Consider the following 18,537-nt stretch of genomic DNA (forward strand, 5'->3'; position numbering starts at 1 on the left):
TTCTCCTAGAAATCGAAGTCCGCCGTGAACGACCGCTTGATGGTGTAGCTCCCCTTGGAGAACGACTTCCACTGTGTCGTTTTCGGGATCGGCTCTTCGAGCCGCAGCTCGACGGGCCGGTTGTTGTACTTGTCGGCATCCTGGGTCAGGTAGAGCACGGTCTTCTGGTACCGATCACGTTGGTCGTCGGATGCGCTGTCGAAGGCGAGGACGGGTTGGTCGGAGATCAGTGTGTCGCCGACGTAGAGGCCGAGCCGGACCTGTCGCGGTTGGATCTTGTCCGTAACGGCCTCGCGCTGAAACAGCTTGACCGCGAGCTGCCCGGTGGTGATCTTGTCGGTCTCGGGCATGAGGTCGACGTTAACCCGACGGATGTCACTCTTGCGTTTCTTGTTGACCGTGATCACTGGGACGACGATCTCCTGGGGAGATGCACCCCCGTGGACGTAGCGGGTGCCAGCGCCCGGCTGCGGGATGCGGTGGATCGATTTGGGGATCTGGATGTCTAGGTCGCCCGCGAGTCCAGCCTGGGCCGAGGTGAACGTCATGAAGGACGGGGACGGCCTCAGTGACCGACCGAGCACGTAGCGACGATTGGTCTTTGTGACCGCGTCGCCCTGGGGTGTCTCTGAGACGTAGTACGCCTGTTCTAGCGGGATGTCCTGGTAAAGGAATCCATGGTCGGCGGTGATCAAAATGTTCGTTGCGTTCGCGTTGGTCCATTTCTTTACCAGTTGGAGCACCTCGCGGAGGGCTTCCTCGGTGGCTTCGAAGACGGTTCGCTCGGTCGAGGCCTTGTCTCCCGCAGCGTCGATGCGGTCGTGGTAGACGTAGAAAATCTGGTGCTTCGTGTACAACTCGCGAAGTTCGCTCGCCGGCATGGCCAGGACCTCGGCGGCCGTGATCGCGTGTCCCTTGACCGCTTGCAGGATCTTGTCTCGGTTCACGGTCCCGTTCGTTGGCTTCCCGTCCGCGAGCACTGGCAGACCCTCGGGGTCGAGTTCCAGGCTCGACTGCGGCAGCAACGACGCCATTCCGAGCTGGGTGTAGCTCGGCAGCGAGCCGAGCACGGCCGAGAGTGAGGCGTCGAACCTGTTCTCGCCGCGAATCATCGACGCGAGCTCCTCAGCGACCTCGTAGCGCATGCCGTCGGAGATGATCACGACCGCTTTGGTGCGTCCGTCTTTGACCACGGGAGCGACGTGACGGTCGAAGAACTTCGCTTGCGGTGCGAGAGCAGCGGACTTCCACTCACTCATGGACTCAAGAACCTGCTGCCAGCGCCCGCCGAAGTCGTAGAGGTACTTGTTGACGTACTGCTTGTCGACCTCAGCCTTGAGTGCTTCGAGTGGCTTCTGGAAGTCGGCGGTCTGGTGGGCGTAGGTAAACCAGCGGTAGTGCTGGTCGATGGGAAACCAGTCGGACTGATACTTCTCCAACCCGACGGCCACTGAGGTGATGGCGTGCGGCAGTCCTCCGATCGCCGCGAGCAGCTCGGAGGCGCTCTGAATGGCTTTGTAGAGCTTGGCATACTTGGCGATCCACAGGCTGTACTGGCGCTGACGAACGATTTCGGCGACTTCGCGGGCCGTTACAGATTGGATAGCTACGGCGGCGGCGAGGTCGACGATCACCTTGCGGTCGATCTCCTCGAAGATCGTGAGCGTGGCCAGCTCGCGGTAGTCGCGATGCTCTACCTTCGACTGCACGTCGAGCGCGTCGGCTGCGCGGGATGCGAGCATCGTCATCACGCCCTGGGTGCGAACGTCGTAGCGCAGGGCGTTGAAGTCGCTACGGATGTTGCGGAACTCGTCAGGCGTGGTCGACGCGAAGTCTTCGATGGCGCGGCTGAACATCCAGAGGACAAAGTCGTCGATCGTCGGCTTCGTGCTCGGGTACTTGTAGATGTTGGCGAGCCCATCCCAGAAGAACTGGTCGAGGCCGAAGCTGACAAGATCGTCGAACTTGGCGCTCTTCCCGGCCGCGTTCTCACCAAGTAGTTCGCGCACGATGTCAGTCAGCTTATTGCCCGTTGCCTTGACAAGCACCCGGCTCATCTTGGCGCGGAAGCGAGTCGCGTCGTCTCCGTCATCCAAGAGCTTCTCCAACGCCTGCTTTCGACTGTTCGCAGCGAAGAATTTCTGGTGCTGCTCGATTATCGGCAGCAAGGCCGGGTCGTTGAGGCCAAGCTCCTGCTGGAGCATGGAGGTCTTGTCGGCTGTGAAGACGCCATGCGCGAGTTCGAGATCGAGCAGCCAGTTCGCAGTGCCGCGTGGGAGGTCGCCTGAGCGGTAGACGAGGTGTTTGCGGACGTGGTCGGCGAGAAGGGTGTTCTTCACGCCGAACTCGTCGCGCTGAACGCGGATAACGTTGACCGCGCCAAGATCGAACGCATCGAGGTCGGCGGCGTAATCACCGGCGGGGTCGTGCCAGAACACGACCCGCTGGGAGGCGAACCGGATCTGAAGGGCCTCCTGGACCGAGGTCAAGTCATTCACTCGCTGCCTCCAAACCGGGGATCCTCTTTAGTGCAACGTCAAACTTCGGATAGTTCGCCTTAACACCGTCGTCGAGGTCGATCACGATGTTCTCTGACGCCTTTGGGTAGAGCGTGTCGTGCTCATACTCGTTCAGCTCGACGAGAACCTTACGGAGTCGATCCGCTTCCTTCGCGTTTCCGGAGCGCTCAGCCTGCTGGAGAGCTGATTCCAGTTTGGTCACGTATTCCCGCAGATAGGTGAGCACCGTCGACACCGTTGAGGGCGTATAGCGGTGCATGTAAATCAGGGCGTTGAAGGAACCCTTGGGGCTCGAGAAGAGCCAGTAAATCGGCCGCTTCTTGTATCGCTGGACGTGGTCGTTATAGAACTTCGACGCCGAGCCGCGCCCTGTGGTCTTGACGAAGTAGTCGCGCAAGTTCTTCACGCCGAGAGCTCCGTTGACGAACCGCAGGTTCTCCTCGAAGTGCTGTTCTCCGAACACCGTGCGTAGAAACAGGCGGATCTGATCGACGATGTCGTCTTCGAACCAGTCACCGTCCACGATCGGGATGATGTTGTCTGCATCCGGCATGAATGTCGGTGACGGCACCTTGACAAAGTAGTCCTCCAACGTCGCACCCTGGTCCGCGAGGATTAAGCCAGCCTCATCGAGGCTGTACCGACCGAACATGCATCCCACGGCGAACGAGATCAGATCACGCACTAATCCCGCGTCACTGATAGGGCGCAACGTGACATCCTTCGACGCAACTTCGACCTGGACGGCCTCTTGAAGGTCAAAAGCTTCTGCGATTAGCCGGTTGATTATGGTCTCAGTTCGCGCCAAGCTCTCACGGCTTTCAAAGTGAGCGAGCAACACCCTGCGAACGCGATCTGCAAGGCTGCCCGATAATTTAAGGAGCGGGCTGCCGTTAAAGCGCCAAGACGTCTCGACGGAGTCCCAGTCGGTGCGGGAAATCGAAACGGCCTCTCGGACGGGAGCAGCCATTCTTCTGCCAAGCTTAGCAATTCGAGCAGCAGGGTAAGGCAATGCCGCGACATCACCCGACTGGACAGTGAACGTCGGATTCTGTGCTCGCATAAGGTACTCCGCGGTGGAAGAGCAGAGAAAGCCGAGAACTCCCCACTTGTCTTCCTTTGGAAAAACTGCCGAACCAGCGACGTCGAAAATGGTACCCAGGTCGGTATATCTCACGGCAAAGCGCCCAGCCGTAATCCGATTGTATGTGATCGACTCACGGAAGAAGTAACCGCGATCCTTCACGACGTAGTCAATGTTCCCGTTCAGGTACGGATACTTCTCGTTGATTGAGGACTTGATCTCCTGCCCGTCGTTCTTCCAGTTCACAACGGTGTTCAGGTTCCCGTACCACTTGCGGAAGTCACCGCCCTTCACGAGAGGAAACCAGCGCGCTCCAGACGCGGCCGCAGCCTTAGAGTCGATGGCATCGGTAAATAGTTCGTCCCGACTAACCTCAAACCACTGTCGCGTGAACAGTGCGTTATCACTCGTCTGCAGACCAGGCTGGCCGTACGTGTGCTCTCCAAGTGTGTCGAACGCCCTGTAGGCGTCGAGAGCGCTCTCCGGCAGCCAATACGCGAATTGGGCGCCGGGCAACGCCTCGAGTTGCTCGGCATCAGCCAAGAACGTGAGGTTCGAGGTGGTCGGGGACTTCGCCGCTTCACGCAGGTGCTTGTCCTTCGCCGCCTCGCTCGATCCGTCAGTCAAGCGAACGTAAAGGCCGAGCGAAGACTCAACGGTTCCCATCTTCATAACAAATGCCGTCGTCGACACGACTTCGCCACCGATGGTGTCGAACGCGTTGGCGCCCAGGTGGGCCATGGTCCAGACCGATCGTGACTTGATCAGGTTCCGTCGCAACTTCTCGTAGGTCGAGAGGAACATCCACGATTGCATTGTGACCATCGCGACAAGTCCCGCTCGCTGTACAAGCGAACCGGCGCGCTCGATGAACGTCGCATAGAGGTCCGCCTTGGATGCGGGATACTTCCTCTTCACGAACTCTTGGAGCTTGGAACCGGCTGACTTGATCCCCATGTAAGGAGGATTCGCGACGACGACCGCGTACCGAGGAGTAAGGTACTCAGCCTGCTCAACCACGTGCCAGGCTCGGTCAAGTGCGTCTGTCCGGAACAGGTCGCCGTCGTCGTCGAGCGTGGCGAGGTGGTTGGAGAGCCGGACGGTCAGAGTGGGATCGGGCTGGATGAGAGCCCCGAAAGTGTCGGCCTCGACGAATTGGTTCCAGAACGCTTCCTCCGCGCGCCGGTCGCCGTCCTTGGTCACGAGGTAGCTCAGCTCGTCGGCACTGAAGGATATCGGTTCGAGGACACATATGTTTGGCTCGACCGGGTTCTTCAGGAAGAGCTTGCGCTTTGCTGCGGCCTTCATCGTCAGCGCAAACGCCGCAAGCGCACCGGCACGGGGGTCAATCTCGGTGCCGTAGAGATTGTTGCTGAGAATCAGGCTCGGGATCTGCGACGGCGTGTAGCCCTCCTCTTCGTAGATCGCGTAGAGGAGGTCGAAGGCGTAGGTGAGCATGTGTCCCGAGCCGCACGCCGGGTCGATCACCGTGAGTTCCTCAGGCCTGGTGATCTTGAGGAAGTCGGTCTCCTCGTCGGCCGGGGCGATGTAATAGTCCATCTGGTCAACGAGGCGCGACTCGGGATGGTTGAGCATCCACAGGCGGCCCAGGGAATTCTCTACGAGGTACCGGACGATCCAGTGCGGGGTAAACAGCTGGGTAGCGGCGGGGATCTCGTCAGCGCCGGCCTTCTTGTTCTTCTTGAACCCGGCGAAGACCTCGTCCTTCCGCTCGGAGATATAGAACTGATAAAGCCAGCCGATAACCTCGACATCCTGGCACACCTCCTCGGTGAGTACCTTGACCGAGCGGTTCAGAACGGAGTCCTCGGCGAGCAGGTTGCCGGGGATGAGCAACTCGGTGTAGTCACCTTCTCGCTCGAACATAGAGGGCATGGACCCGTTCCAATAGCGGCAGTAGTCCGCCAACAACAAAACGTATGCCTCGGCCTGGGCATCGACACCGGGGCGGGCCTGGCGGGTGCCGTTGAGCAGCCCGACGATCGTTGCGACGTTCATTCGCTTGACCACCTCGCCGTCGACTTGACCGCGCTTAGCTGCGGCCAGCACCTCGGGCTGGCCGAGCTGATCGGCCGCGGGCGAGACCACACCGACGCCGGTGTAGCCATTGGCATCCATGAAGCGCAGAGCGACGATTCGGTTGAACCAAATATAGGCGACCTTGTCAGCCACATGCGCCCTGCCCACGTCGCCACCGCCCCCGGCGGCGATGACCCGTTCCAGCGCCGACACGGCCCGCGCGAGTTCGACGCGCTCGGGCGACCCCTGCGCGAGCACGGCGGAAATGCGCGCACCTACCTCGCGGACTAGTTCGATTCGCGCCGACGTGGCGAAAGACTTCAGCGATGCAGTATCCATCAGAAGTCCACCTCTAGTCCTTTGACCTGCTTGAGCGCGGCGCCGAACTTCGGATAGTTCACCTTGACGCCGTCATCAAGGTCAATCACGATGTTCTCTGACGCCTTGGGGTAGAGCGTGTCGTGTTCATACTCGTTAAGCTCAAGGAGAATCTTGCGGAGCCGATCCGCTTCCTTCGCGTTCCCAACCCGCTCGGCCTGTTGGAGGGCCGACTCCAACTTGGTCACGTACTCCCGCAAGTAGGTCAGCACCGTCGAAACCATTGAGGACGTGTAGCGGTGCATATAGATCAGTGCGTTGAACGAGCCGTCGGGACTCGAGAAGAGCCAGTAGATCGGGCGCTTCTTGTATCGCTGGGTGTGGTCCTTGTAGAAGGATTTCACGAAGTACTCGCGCAGGTGCTTCACGCCGAGTGACTCCGTGACGAACCGCAAGTTCTCCTCGAAGTGGTGCTCCCCGAAAGCAGTACGGAGGAACTGGCGGAACCGCTCGACGATATCGTCTTCGAACCAGTCGCCATCCACGATCGGGATGACGTTGTCCCTGTCGGGTGCGAAGGTAGGGGACGGAATCTGCGCGAGGTACTCCTGTAAGGTCGCACCCTGATCACTAAGGATCAGACTGGGCGCATCAAGACTGTATCGTCCGAACATGCACCCGACTGCGTACGAAACAAGCGCAAGAACATCATCTGACGCGGAGCGAGGCGCCCGGAGCACTCGGCGCGGCGATACGTGAGGAGTCGCTCCTGTTATCTGTGCGAGACGATCCGCCCAGAACCGTTCGTTCTCGTCTTCGAGGGTCGCGATCTCCCGAGCCCTGTCCTCACGGGCTGATGCCAACGCGGAGGCTGCACGCGCCAGCGACGATGCCTTCCCCTCAACGACGGGGTTCTCCGTGAACTCGTGGGCGGTCTCATCTTCAATCCACGATTCTTTAGTGAGCGTCACGAGTCGTGAGACTCGTTCGCTGGTCTCAGGCGCGCTCAGCATCGGCAGCCGCGCAACGTCGCCAACTTGGTAGTTGAGCGTTGGGGCGAATACGTCCAGGCCTTGCCGGAGAACCGAGGTGTTCAGATAGCCGAGCAGACTCAGCCGCTCATGGTCTGAGGTTGGGAACGCGGACATCCCCGCCACGTCGAATACAAATCCGGGTGGAACCGATCGAAACCGCGCGCCACCGCTCCCAATGTTTGACCAGGTTACCGAGGGCCGGAAGTAGAAGTTGGGGTTGCGGACCGCCGAACGCGGGCGCCCCCCTTGCGCGGTGCCGAAGGCACGAATCTCCCGGCCGTCTAGCTCCCAATTCACGACATAGTCCTGGTTCCCCCACCATGGCACCGGGGTTCCACCTTTGTTGTACGGGAACCATCGGAGCCCTGACGCGGAGGCTTCGGTTCGACTGCCGTAGCCGTAACCGATCCGGCCACGACTCACTTCCCACCAGAAGCGAACGAACCGGTTGTTATCTGCGGTTGCCAACCCCTGCTTGACGTCAACGCTCTCCCCTACCGTGGGATTCTCCCCGTAGAGCGCGAGGAGGGCAGCGGGCATGTCAAAGATGAAAGCTCCCCCTGGAACGGCAGCAAAGTCTGCGGCGTGAACGGCGTAGACCTTCTCGTCGGCTGGCGGCAGCGCCGCAATTGGCCCCGAACCAAGCAGTTCCTTCGACACACGGAAAAACTGAGACTTCCCCGGGCGCCCGTTCCTCTGGAACACCGTCGCAGCCGTGTTTAGCCGGACACCGAAGGCAGTCTTGTCGATGCATGCTGTGACGAGCGGAACGGTTCGACGAATCACACCCTCTCGGAACGCGGCGAAGGTGGAAGTGAAGAGCCACGACTCACTCACGACAAGGGCGGCAAGGCCTCCGCGCTCGACACCTACGAGCGCTCGGTCAATGAACATCGTGCACAAATCGCCCGACGACGTCGGATACCTGTCTTCCGCGAAGGCACGCAAGGCATCACCCATGTTCCGCGTCCCCATGTATGGGGGATTGGCGACCGCAACTGCGTAGGTTCGCGCGAGACATTCGGCTTGCTCGATAGCGCGCTGGGCGCCATCGAGTGCCTCTGCACGGAACAGGTCGCCGTCGTCGTCGAGCGTGGCGAGGTGGTTGGAGAGCCGGACGGTCAGAGTGGGATCGGGCTGGATGAGAGCCCCGAAAGTGTCGGCCTCGACGAATTGGTTCCAGAACGCTTCCTCCGCGCGCCGGTCGCCGTCCTTGGTCACGAGGTAGCTCAGCTCGTCGGCACTGAAGGATATCGGTTCGAGGACACATATGTTTGGCTCGACCGGGTTCTTCAGGAAGAGCTTGCGCTTTGCTGCGGCCTTCATCGTCAGCGCAAACGCCGCAAGCGCACCGGCACGGGGGTCAATCTCGGTGCCGTAGAGATTGTTGCTGAGAATCAGGCTCGGGATCTGCGACGGCGTGTAGCCCTCCTCTTCGTAGATCGCGTAGAGGAGGTCGAAGGCGTAGGTGAGCATGTGTCCCGAGCCGCACGCCGGGTCGATCACCGTGAGTTCCTCAGGCCTGGTGATCTTGAGGAAGTCGGTCTCCTCGTCGGCCGGGGCGATGTAATAGTCCATCTGGTCAACGAGGCGCGACTCGGGATGGTTGAGCATCCACAGGCGGCCCAGGGAATTCTCTACGAGGTACCGGACGATCCAGTGCGGGGTAAACAGCTGGGTAGCGGCGGGGATCTCGTCAGCGCCGGCCTTCTTGTTCTTCTTGAACCCGGCGAAGACCTCGTCCTTCCGCTCGGAGATATAGAACTGATAAAGCCAGCCGATAACCTCGACATCCTGGCACACCTCCTCGGTGAGTACCTTGACCGAGCGGTTCAGAACGGAGTCCTCGGCGAGCAGGTTGCCGGGGATGAGCAACTCGGTGTAGTCACCTTCTCGCTCGAACATAGAGGGCATGGACCCGTTCCAATAGCGGCAGTAGTCCGCCAACAACAAAACGTATGCCTCGGCCTGGGCATCGACACCGGGGCGGGCCTGGCGGGTGCCGTTGAGCAGCCCGACGATCGTTGCGACGTTCATTCGCTTGACCACCTCGCCGTCGACTTGACCGCGCTTAGCTGCGGCCAGCACCTCGGGCTGGCCGAGCTGATCGGCCGCGGGCGAGACCACACCGACGCCGGTGTAGCCATTGGCATCCATGAAGCGCAGAGCGACGATTCGGTTGAACCAAATATAGGCGACCTTGTCAGCCACATGCGCCCTGCCCACGTCGCCACCGCCCCCGGCGGCGATGACCCGTTCCAGCGCCGACACGGCCCGCGCGAGTTCGACGCGCTCGGGCGACCCCTGCGCGAGCACGGCGGAAATGCGCGCACCTACCTCGCGGACTAGTTCGATTCGCGCCGACGTGGCGAAAGACTTCAGCGATGCAGTATCCATCAGAGCGTGATTCGCTTTCCGTCGTTGAGGGTCGCGACGAGCGCAGTTCGCAGGGCGGCGAGGTAGCTGTCGACATCGGATTCGGATTCGAGCACACCGGTGACACCGGGGGCGCTAATCGTCTTCACCGAGACCATCGGCTTCGGCGGCGGAGCGTCGTCACCCCCCCCCTGCTGCGCCTCGACAAGATGGCTCAGCAGCGCCGGATAATCGTCCTCCTCGAAGGTCGCTGCCATCTGGAGCATGAGCGCGAGCTGTGACTCTCCGACAAGTCGCGTGAGGATCTGGTCGATACGCCCGATCACGCTCTCCTGCGCTTCTGGGGTGGCTTCGGCGTAGTAGGCACTCCCGAGAATCTCGGCCTTCCGTCCCTCAATCACGTCGGCCACGTCGGCGCGCTTGGCGGCGATGACATCGTCGATCTGCCCTCGCAGGGTGTCGACAGAGGTCTTTAGCTGGTTCATCTTGTTACCACGGAAGGCATTGGCATCGCCGAGCAGCGCCTTGATTGAGTCAGCGCTACCCACCGGGAGATAGCCGAGGTTCCCGGTGTTGGCATTCAGGAGGGCCTGCGCCTCGTCGAAGATCTTGGCCTGCTGGCCGTTGAGGAACGACTTGATCGGGTCGATCAGGTCTTCCTTGGCTTCGAGTAGCTCGTCGGCCATGTCGAACTCGCTGAGGTACCAGTCGACCTGCTTCCCGACGACCTCGTCGAGCTGCGCGACGACTCCGGAGAGCTGGCTGACGAACGGGTACCGGCTGCTGCTCACGAGAACATTGAGCTCGTCGCGCCTGGACGCTAGCTTCTCTTTGCCGAATCGGGCCAGCTCGGCCGGGTCGCTCGGTACGGTGCCCTCGTCGAAGAAGTCGGTGCAGAACATTTTGAACGTGGCGACCTTAGCCTGGTCATATGCCTTCTGTGGCGCGACGACGACGTGCTGGTGTTTGCCAGTGTTTCTGATGAGGGCTGCCGCCTCGGTCCGAACAACCGGGGTGGCGTCTACGCTTAGCGCCACCTTGCCGTTGCCGACGAGCCAACCCAATATCACCTCGATGGAACCGAGGTCCCAGCCGTAAGGTTTGGTTTCGAAGCGATCGACGGTCTTTTTGATCGTCACCTGCTCCCCCAGGCCCGTCTGCGTGATGATCCAGGATTCCATCTCGGTGCCCGGCGAGTTGAGCGCGTTGAGCGACGCCGCGTCGAACAGCCCCTTGTCGTTCTGCACGGCACTCGCGACCTGCTGCTCGGGGAAGACCTTCCCGCCTAGCAGTCCGAGACTTGTGTAGGTGCGACTGACGAGTTCCTGGAACCCGTCAGTCACGCGCGTGACTGCATCTTGCGAGCTGGAGGTGACTTCAGTGCCATTGACGATCAACTGCGCCTTACCGACGGCCTGGCGGAGGCGCTCGATGAATTCCTTCTCGCGCTCAGTGTTGAGCACCTGCTTGGACTGGAGGATCGCCTGCATCGAGGGCGTTGCACCGGAGTTGGTGCGCTGCCTGGTGTACTTTTCCGTCTTGAGCAGCAGCCGCAGGTCCGCAAGCAGCCGCTTGTCGCGGCCGAGGAAGACCCGCAGCTCGTCTCTGCCCATACTCTGCGCCGTGATTTCGGAGTCGCTGTAGCTCGTCTCGGGCGTGATGAAATGGATGGTCAGTTCACGCTGGTTCCCCTGCACAATGTCATCGAGTTTGTAGCCGAATGAGAAGTCCTGGCCGTTCTTCGCGTACTCAAGCTTGTTGGCTTTGAGAACGTCGGACGAGAGGAATCGGAAGAGTTTGCTGGAGACCTCGGAGGAGTCGAGGTCGAATGCCTTGATCTCCTTCTCGATCTCCTGCTCCTCGTTGGTGAGGTACTCATAGAGGTTGCCGTTGCGCTGAACGTACGACTGCGCTTCCAGCAGGTTGAGTGCCTCCTGCACCTGCTTGCCCAGCCCCGTGAGGTCAAGCCCAAAGCGGTCGTAGACAAGCACAGTCAGGTTGCGGGGCGTGGCCTTGAAGGTGTCGACGTACTTGACCAGGAACAGCGACTTGAGTAGCCGGTTGGCGAGTACCGTGACCTCGGAGCCGGGTTCGGGCAGATGCTTCTCCGCCTGGAGGATGGCGCTCTGGGCCGCCGACTTCAGTGCGGCGCTGATACCCGCAAACATTTGGTCGAAGGTGGCGAGGTAGCCCACCTGCTCGTCGCCAATGTGCTTTGCGACCTCTTGGATCACGCCGAGCATCGAGCGCTCGCCGACCGAGCTGTTCTTGCCCTCGAACATGTTGTGGTCGGACAGGCCTTCGATCGCGGCCTGGAACATCGGGATCTGGTAGGTAACGAACGGGTAGGCGTTGATAAACCGCGCTTCGTCGACATAGTTGCGGTAAGTCTTCGCGCCGTCGACGAAGCTGAAGATGGTCGAGAAGTTCGCTACTTGTTGAGAATAGACGTTCTTCAGCGCGGTAGCACCCGCGTCGTCCTTCTCCAGCAGACGCTTGCTAATAACCTCCTCGACGTCCTGGCTGGTCAGCTTCACCCTCGCGCGGAACCGTGCCTGAATCTTGGAGAAGTCGTTGTCCTGCTTCCTGGTGCGATCGCCAATGACCTTATCCATGTCCTCCTGCGAGGTGACAAAAACCCATGACTGCCCCTTGCACTTCGTGTTGAGGGTCTCGGCGATCGTCTGAAGGTTGAGTATGAGCTTGACGTCGTCTGCGATGAACTGGCCGACCTCGTCGACGAAGAAGTTAAGCCGGAAGCCCGGTTCCTGCTTGTCGATCCACGCCTTGACCGACGTGGCGAAGTCCTCGATCGAGACGGAGTACGAGTTTTGGTACTGGGTGATTATCCCGGAGTTCGCCTCACGGTTGACCTCCGCGAACGCCTTGTCGATGTTGTGACCTTCGAGTGCGGTCTGCTCACGACCCTGAGACCAGTCGATCCCAGCGTGCTTCGCGAAGGCATCCTTGAACGCCTCGTATTGGCCGCGCTTATCGAGATCCTCCTCGAACCGGGCGACGGCTCCGTCGTTGCCGAAGTAACCGCGGCTCTCGTCGAAGACCTTGACAAACACCTTGAGGAGGGCGTCCCTTTGGTCCTTGGCGATGAGGGTCGCCTTCTGGTCGATGTTGAACAGCAGGCTTTTCGCCGGGATCGCCGCAGCCTTCTTGAGCGAGGCGATGAGCATCGCGTCATCGGTCTTACCGAGGAAGCTCTCGCTCACCTTTTCGCGCTGGAAGGCCTGACCCTCGACATCACCGAGGAGGTGCGCAAGCATTTTGAGCAGGTGCGACTTACCGGAGCCGAAGAAACCTGAGATCCACACGCCGTTGGCGTTCGTGTAGTTGGTGTACTCCTCCAACAGCGGCGCGACACCCTTCGCAGCGTCGTTGGTGAAGACGTACTCCTCGACCTCGACGCCAAGGTGGTCGGCGTCGTCGGCCTTGACGACACCCTCGATTGAACGGGTGACGTCTTTGAGGAAGATTTCATTGAGTTTCATCGGGTCATGCTTCCTGGTCGAGGATGCGCTTGGCACGGTAGAAGGAGTCGTCTTTGAGCTGACCGAACAGGACCAGTGATGAGCCTTGCGTGGCCGACACCTCGTACCGTCCGGGGAAAAACATCAGCATCGGCTGGTCGGAGACAACGGTTTGCAGGTTGTTGAGCACCGTGTGCGAACGCACGAACGGGAATACTTCGCCGATGCCCGTGAGAAAAAGGATGTGAAAGGTCTCGTCCGCGATGCGCTCCTTAATCGCCGGTGCGAGGTGCATCTGTGGATCGAGCATGTTCTGAAGCATCTTGAGGAAGTCGGGCTTGTCCATCACCGGCTCCGCAGCGAGGACGCGCTCCCACACGTTGCGCTTCTTGAGCAAGTCGACGCACAGCTCGTAAAGGTTGATCTCGAAGACCTTGATGCCCAGCTCGGTGTCGAGCTTCGTCTTGATGCGCTTCTTGGCCTGGGCGACGTCGAGCGCCCACGTCGGGTTGTAGTCGTAGATGAAGTGGGCGACCTCGTTGCCGAGCCCCTCCATTTTCAAGAAGCGCTCGCTGCTGAGCACCTTGAACATGTGCTCCTCTTGCTGAGCCAACGTGGGCTTGGAGTGCAGGGGCATCAGGGCTCCCTCGTCGGGAAGAAGCGGATGTCACTCGGCGTGCGCTGGGTGAGACAATCGACAATGCGGGCGGAGAGAAGAGCGGGCTCGATGGCACCCTTGGTCGTCAGCAACCCTGCCTCCACCATCATCTTGAAGAGCACCTGCCGGAGCTTCTTATACGAGAGGTCCGTGACCGCGCCCAGCTCGTCGTGCCACATGGCCTTAGCGCGGTAGAAGGAGTCGTAGTCCTCGTATGAGACCGTGCCCGCCAAGGTGAGGAAGTGCTCACGGAGCACCTCCTCGGCGAACTCGCCGATCAGGTCGTAGCGGCGACAGGCGGCTGCCCACATGAGATTGCCCCGCTCAGACGCAGTGATGTCGGCGAGCATCTCAATCTCACGGTCAGAAAGAACCGACATCCGCTTAATGGTCTCTCGCACGCGACGGACACCCGTGCTGTGGGTTCGCGACTGAAGGAGGTTTTCCTCAACGGCGACGTCGCGGACCTTCGCCCAGTCACGATGCTCTACGTACGCGGGCACTAGGACTGCGGCCTCCCGCTCTAGGAGGCCGCCGGTCGTGAATGACAGCGCGTAACGCGGCGTGGCGGTCGAGTTGCTGCTCACGGGACACCTCCTCTGCGATATGACAACCTGGTCAGGATACGTTGGCCCTCCGATAATTCCGGCTCGACCGTCACGTGTAGTTCTCGACACTTCGCTCCGTTGTTGCTCCGCCACGGCACACCCGCCCGTCTACCTCGAGGATCTGGAACATCCAGAGCCGACCGATCCGAGCGCGGGCAACCAGTTGCTTGCGATCCAGTCGTACCCCGAGTCCTTCGTTATGCCGAAGAAAGACGGAGTGAGTGCCCCCAGTCGGACTCGAACCGACACTTTGACGGTTTTAAGCCGTCTGCCTCTGCCAATTGGGCTATGGGGGCCTGCGGGCCGTGGTGTGCCACGGCCAACCGGGCGCACGCGCCTGGTCCAATCACCGTCGCTAGGTGACCATACGACCCAGCACCGACATCGCGATCCCGTCCAGGATGTCCTTCTCACTCACCGTGATCTCGGAGAGCCCGGCGCACTCAGCCATAACATCACAAAGGGCCGCGCCCACGAGAGAGCCTCCCCCGATCACGTCCGCGCGTCCCGGATGCATCGGGCCCAGGCTGCGTCGTTCGGTGACGGTTGAGGCAACCAAGCGAGCGCACACGTCCCGCAACTGATCCAGCGAGATCACCGAATTGTGCAGCCGCTCGGAGTCGTACTCGGCCATGTTCTGCGCGATCGCCGACAACGTGGTGAAGGTACCGGCCACGCCGATCCAGCGCGTGGCCAGACCCAGCGGCAGCTCCCCGGCCTCGGCCAAAGCATCGGCGATCACGGCCCGGGCGTCGGCGACTTCTTCGATTGTCGGCGGGTCCGAGTGCAGCGACCGCTCCGTGATCCGCACGCAGCCGATGTCTACGCTCCGGGCCCCGAGAATGCGCACCTCGCCGTCGACAAACTCCCCCACCACGGTCTCCGTGGAGCCGCCGCCCAGATCGGTGACCACGTACGGGCCCTTCGCGGGATCCAGGTCCACCACGCCGCCGGCGAAGGTTAGCTCGGCCTCGGTCTGGCCGCTGATCACCTCGGCGACCGCGCCCGGGAAGTGAGCGCCCAGCACCTCGCCGGTCATGCAGAAGAACTCGTCCTTGTTGCGGGCGTCGCGGGTGGCGGAGGTGGCCACCATACGCACCGCCTGGACGCCGAGGTCTTTCATAGTTTCGGCGTAGTCGGTGAGCGCGGTGCGGCAGCGGGAGATCGCTTCAGTCGACAGCCGGCCGGTGGCGTCGACGCCCTCGCCCAGCCGGATGATCCGCATCTCGCGGGTGACGTCGGTGAGTCCGACCTGCCCGGGGACGCCCTCGGACACGAGTAGGCGGATGGAGTTGGTGCCGCAGTCGACGGCTCCGACCCGCACGGCGCCGGCAGCAGCCGTCACGCCTGGCCGCCTTCGTCGCTGTAGTCCGGCACGCCCAGCTCCTCGGGCGTGGGCCAGTCGGCGGGCAGTGCGTTGCCACGCAGCCCGGCCTCGCAGGCCAGGGCCACCGACTCGTCGCCCAGCCAGACCAGGCCCGGCCCCTCGGCCAGCGCGTAGGCCATCAACACGTGCAGGCACTTGACCCGCTCGGGCATGCCGCCGCCGGAGAAGTCGGTGCCCAGGTCCTCGATCTGGTTCCGCTGCGCGAGGTAGCGCTCGTGCGCCTGGCGATAGTTGGCGGCCATCTCGGGATCGTTGGCCAACCTCGTCGTCATACCCCGCATGATCCCGCCCGACTCCTGCCGGCTGGCCTCGGCGGTGAGCCGCGGATCGGTGAGGTAGTACAGCGTGGGGAACGGGGTGCCGTCTTCCAGCCGCGGCGCGGTCTTGACCACCCCGGGCCGGCCGTCGGGACTGCGGTAGGACACCTCCAGCACCCCACGCGGCGGCCGACCCAGCTGGGCCTGGATCGCGTCGAGGTCGGCTTGGGACACGCTCTGGTCGGCGCTCACGCTGGGGGCTCCTGTGGTTGTGGGGATGGTGCGTCCTCGGGATTGACCGGGACCGCGGGGGAATCGGGACCGCCCGGGATGCTGGTGCCCCCGAGCAGCTCGGAGCCCTCCGGCATGATCGGATCGGCCGGCACGGCGATGGAGTTCCACACGCGGGTCTGCCACGGCAGGGCCGCGATCTCGGCCGCCCGCCGCTCGGCGACCGCCTGCTCCACCGGGTCCACCGTGCTCACCCGGTACGGGGTCTCCCCCGGCTTGACCGCGCCAAAGCGGATCCGCGCCTGCTGCTCGATGTACGCCGGGTCCGAGAGCTGGTCCTGCTCGGCCTCGAGCTCGGCGATCGTCCGCTGCAGCGCGGACCGCTCCTGCGCCACGGCCTTCTCGTCCGAGAGGTACTGGTAGTGGTTGCGCAGCGGGAACGACACCGTGACCAGCAGGATGATGGCGATGACGGCGAGGAGACCGATCCGCCGGGGGGTGTAGTTCCGCGGGCCCAGCACGGTGGCCGACAGGTCGGTGCGCGTGGTGAGGCGGTGCGCCTCCGGATGCGCGGTGGAACCGACCCGGCCGGAGCGTGCCGAGGCAGGAACGGGCCGATCCCGCTCCCGGCTCGGCGTACGCCGCTGCGGGGTCTGCCGGCGGGTCGGGTCGGCCGAGGACTCAGCGCGAGCGCGGCCCCGCTGGGGGGTGCGCCGGATGGGACCCGACGCCTCCCCCGGCCGCCGGGACGACGACCGATCGCGGCCATCCTCCCGACGGGCCGAAGGGCGCGGTGGGCGAGCCATGCACCCTCCTCTCGACTACCTGCTGGTCATCCCGCTGCGCTGAGTGCTCAGGCCTTGAAGCGCGGGAAGGCGCCGGCTCCGGCGTAGCGCGCGGCGTCGCCGAGCATCTCCTCGATGCGCAGCAGCTGGTTGTACTTGGCCACGCGCTCCGAGCGGGCCGGGGCGCCGGTCTTGATCTGGCCGCAGTTGCAGGCCACCGCGAGGTCGGCGATGGTCGTGTCCTCGGTCTCGCCCGAGCGGTGCGACATCATGGTGGCGTAGCGGTTGCGGTGCGCCAGGTCCACGGCGTCCAGGGTCTCGGTGAGCGTGCCGATCTGGTTGACCTTGACCAGCAGCGCGTTGGCGACGCCCTTGTCGATGCCGTCGGCCAGCCGCTGCGGGTTGGTGACAAAGAGGTCGTCGCCGACCAGCTGAACCTTGTCCCCGATCATGTCGGTCAGGGTCTTCCAGCCCTCCCAGTCGTCCTCGTCGAGCGGATCCTCGATGGAGACCAGCGCGTACTTGTCCACGAGCTCGGCGTAGACGTCGGCCATCTGGGCGGCGGAGAGCTTCTTGCCCTCGAAGTGGTACTTGCCGTTCTTGTAGAACTCGGTGGCCGCCACGTCGAGCGCGAGCGCCACGTCGGTGCCCAGCTTGTAACCGGCCTTCTTGATGGCCTCGGCGATCAGGTCGAGCGCGGCCTTGGTGGAGTCGACCGAGGGGGCGAAGCCGCCCTCGTCACCCAGGCCCGTGGACAGGCCCTTGTCCTTGAGGACGGCCTTGAGGTGGTGGTAGACCTCGGTGCCCATGCGCAGGGCCTCGCGGAAGGTGGTCGCACCGATGGGCGCGATCATGAACTCCTGGACGTCGACGCCCGAGTCGGCGTGCGCGCCGCCGTTGAGGATGTTCATCATGGGCACCGGCAGGACGTGCGCGTTGGCGCCGCCGATGAAGCGGTACAGCTCGAGCCCGGAGGACTCGGCGGCCGCGCGGGCCACGGCCAGCGAGACGCCCAGGATTGCGTTGGCACCGACATTGGACTTGTTGGGGGTGCCGTCGGCGTCGAGCAGGGCCTCGTCCACCAGGCGCTGGTCCTCGGCGGCGATGCCGATGACGGCCGGGGCGAGGTCGTCCAGGACCGCCTCGACAGCCTTGGTCACGCCCTTGCCCATGTAGCGGTGGTCGCCGTCGCGCAGTTCCACGGCCTCGTGGGCTCCGGTCGAGGCACCCGACGGCACGGCCGCCCGCCCGAACGACCCGTCGTCCAGCAGCACCTCGACCTCGACGGTGGGGTTGCCTCGCGAATCGAGGATCTCTCGGGCTCCGACCTGCTCGATAAGCGCCATCTGTGCTCCTAGGGGAAGTTCGTGGGTTCGTATGCGTGGCCGGCGCCGCTGGGATGGGCGCAGTCCGTGGGCCATTGTTCCACGTCGGTCTTCCGGGCGGGCCGAGGCGGCGCCGGGGGCGGCTGGGCCGGCACCTCGTATGGCTCGCGCCGAATCTATGCACGACCAACCACTCACGGCAGCGGCGCAGGCGCGTGTTCTGCCTTGGCCGATTCGGGCACACATTGCACCGCCCAGCTACCACGGCTCCGAGTGGCCGTGGTGGGCCGCCCTCAACCCTGTAGGAAACAAACATTGCCCAAGCTTCGCCGCCACCAAGAAGCCGCTCGCGCCGAGCTGAACTGCCCCAGGTTTCCCGCCGCTCCTATGTGGGTTGAAGCTCTCGGCTGAGAGCGGCGTAGTAGCTCTGCTC

Annotated in this window: 10 protein-coding genes and 1 tRNA gene; all 11 read right to left on the minus strand. The window is 62.7% G+C overall.

Annotated elements, in window-relative coordinates; all coding sequences use genetic code 11:
* Positions 1 to 5 precede the first annotated feature (5 nt).
* A complete protein-coding gene (pglZ, locus tag R4P08_RS16340) occupies positions 6 to 2,498 on the minus strand; it encodes a BREX-1 system phosphatase PglZ type A (protein WP_317814963.1) in 2,493 nt (830 codons plus the stop codon).
* A complete protein-coding gene (gene pglX, locus R4P08_RS16345; protein ID WP_317814964.1) occupies positions 2,491 to 5,982 on the minus strand; it encodes a BREX-1 system adenine-specific DNA-methyltransferase PglX in 3,492 nt (1,163 codons plus the stop codon). The genes pglZ and pglX (R4P08_RS16345) overlap by 8 nt, the downstream gene beginning before the upstream one ends.
* Positions 5,982 to 9,392, minus strand: a complete 3,411-nt coding sequence (pglX, locus tag R4P08_RS16350; protein ID WP_317814965.1) for a BREX-1 system adenine-specific DNA-methyltransferase PglX — start codon at positions 9,390 to 9,392, stop codon at positions 5,982 to 5,984. Before pglX (R4P08_RS16350) ends, pglX (R4P08_RS16345) begins: the two co-directional genes overlap by 1 nt.
* Positions 9,392 to 12,874 carry a BREX system P-loop protein BrxC gene (gene brxC, locus R4P08_RS16355; protein ID WP_317814966.1) on the minus strand — a complete coding sequence of 1,161 codons (3,483 nt, stop codon included), beginning with the start codon at positions 12,872 to 12,874 and terminating at the stop codon, positions 9,392 to 9,394. The genes pglX (R4P08_RS16350) and brxC overlap by 1 nt, the downstream gene beginning before the upstream one ends.
* 4 nt (positions 12,875 to 12,878) lie before the next feature.
* Positions 12,879 to 13,445 (minus strand): DUF1788 domain-containing protein, encoded by a 567-nt coding sequence (locus tag R4P08_RS16360; protein WP_317814967.1) that lies wholly within the window; start codon positions 13,443 to 13,445, stop codon positions 12,879 to 12,881.
* Between the two features lie 44 nt (positions 13,446 to 13,489).
* Complete coding sequence (locus R4P08_RS16365; protein WP_317814968.1) at positions 13,490 to 14,098, minus strand: DUF1819 family protein; 609 nt, start codon at positions 14,096 to 14,098, stop codon at positions 13,490 to 13,492.
* A 243-nt stretch (positions 14,099 to 14,341) separates the two neighbouring features.
* Positions 14,342 to 14,415 (minus strand) — tRNA-Leu (locus R4P08_RS16370).
* Positions 14,416 to 14,474: 59 nt separating this feature from the next.
* The gene (locus R4P08_RS16375) at positions 14,475 to 15,464 is read right to left on the minus strand and encodes a Ppx/GppA phosphatase family protein (protein ID WP_317814970.1); all 990 of its coding nucleotides are present in this window, start codon (positions 15,462 to 15,464) and stop codon (positions 14,475 to 14,477) included.
* Positions 15,461 to 16,015, minus strand: a complete 555-nt coding sequence (locus R4P08_RS16380; RefSeq protein WP_317814971.1) for a DUF501 domain-containing protein — start codon at positions 16,013 to 16,015, stop codon at positions 15,461 to 15,463. The genes R4P08_RS16375 and R4P08_RS16380 overlap by 4 nt, the downstream gene beginning before the upstream one ends.
* Positions 16,012 to 16,800, minus strand: coding sequence for a septum formation initiator family protein (locus tag R4P08_RS16385; protein ID WP_317814973.1), 789 nt, complete (start codon positions 16,798 to 16,800; stop codon positions 16,012 to 16,014). Before R4P08_RS16385 ends, R4P08_RS16380 begins: the two co-directional genes overlap by 4 nt.
* A 47-nt stretch (positions 16,801 to 16,847) precedes the next feature.
* Positions 16,848 to 18,125: a phosphopyruvate hydratase gene (eno, locus tag R4P08_RS16390; protein ID WP_317814975.1), complete on the minus strand. Its 1,278-nt coding sequence runs from the start codon at positions 18,123 to 18,125 to the stop codon at positions 16,848 to 16,850.
* Positions 18,126 to 18,537 lie beyond the last annotated feature (412 nt).

This window comes from Rhodococcus sp. IEGM 1408 (assembly GCF_033142235.1).
GTDB lineage: Bacteria > Actinomycetota > Actinomycetes > Mycobacteriales > Mycobacteriaceae > Dietzia.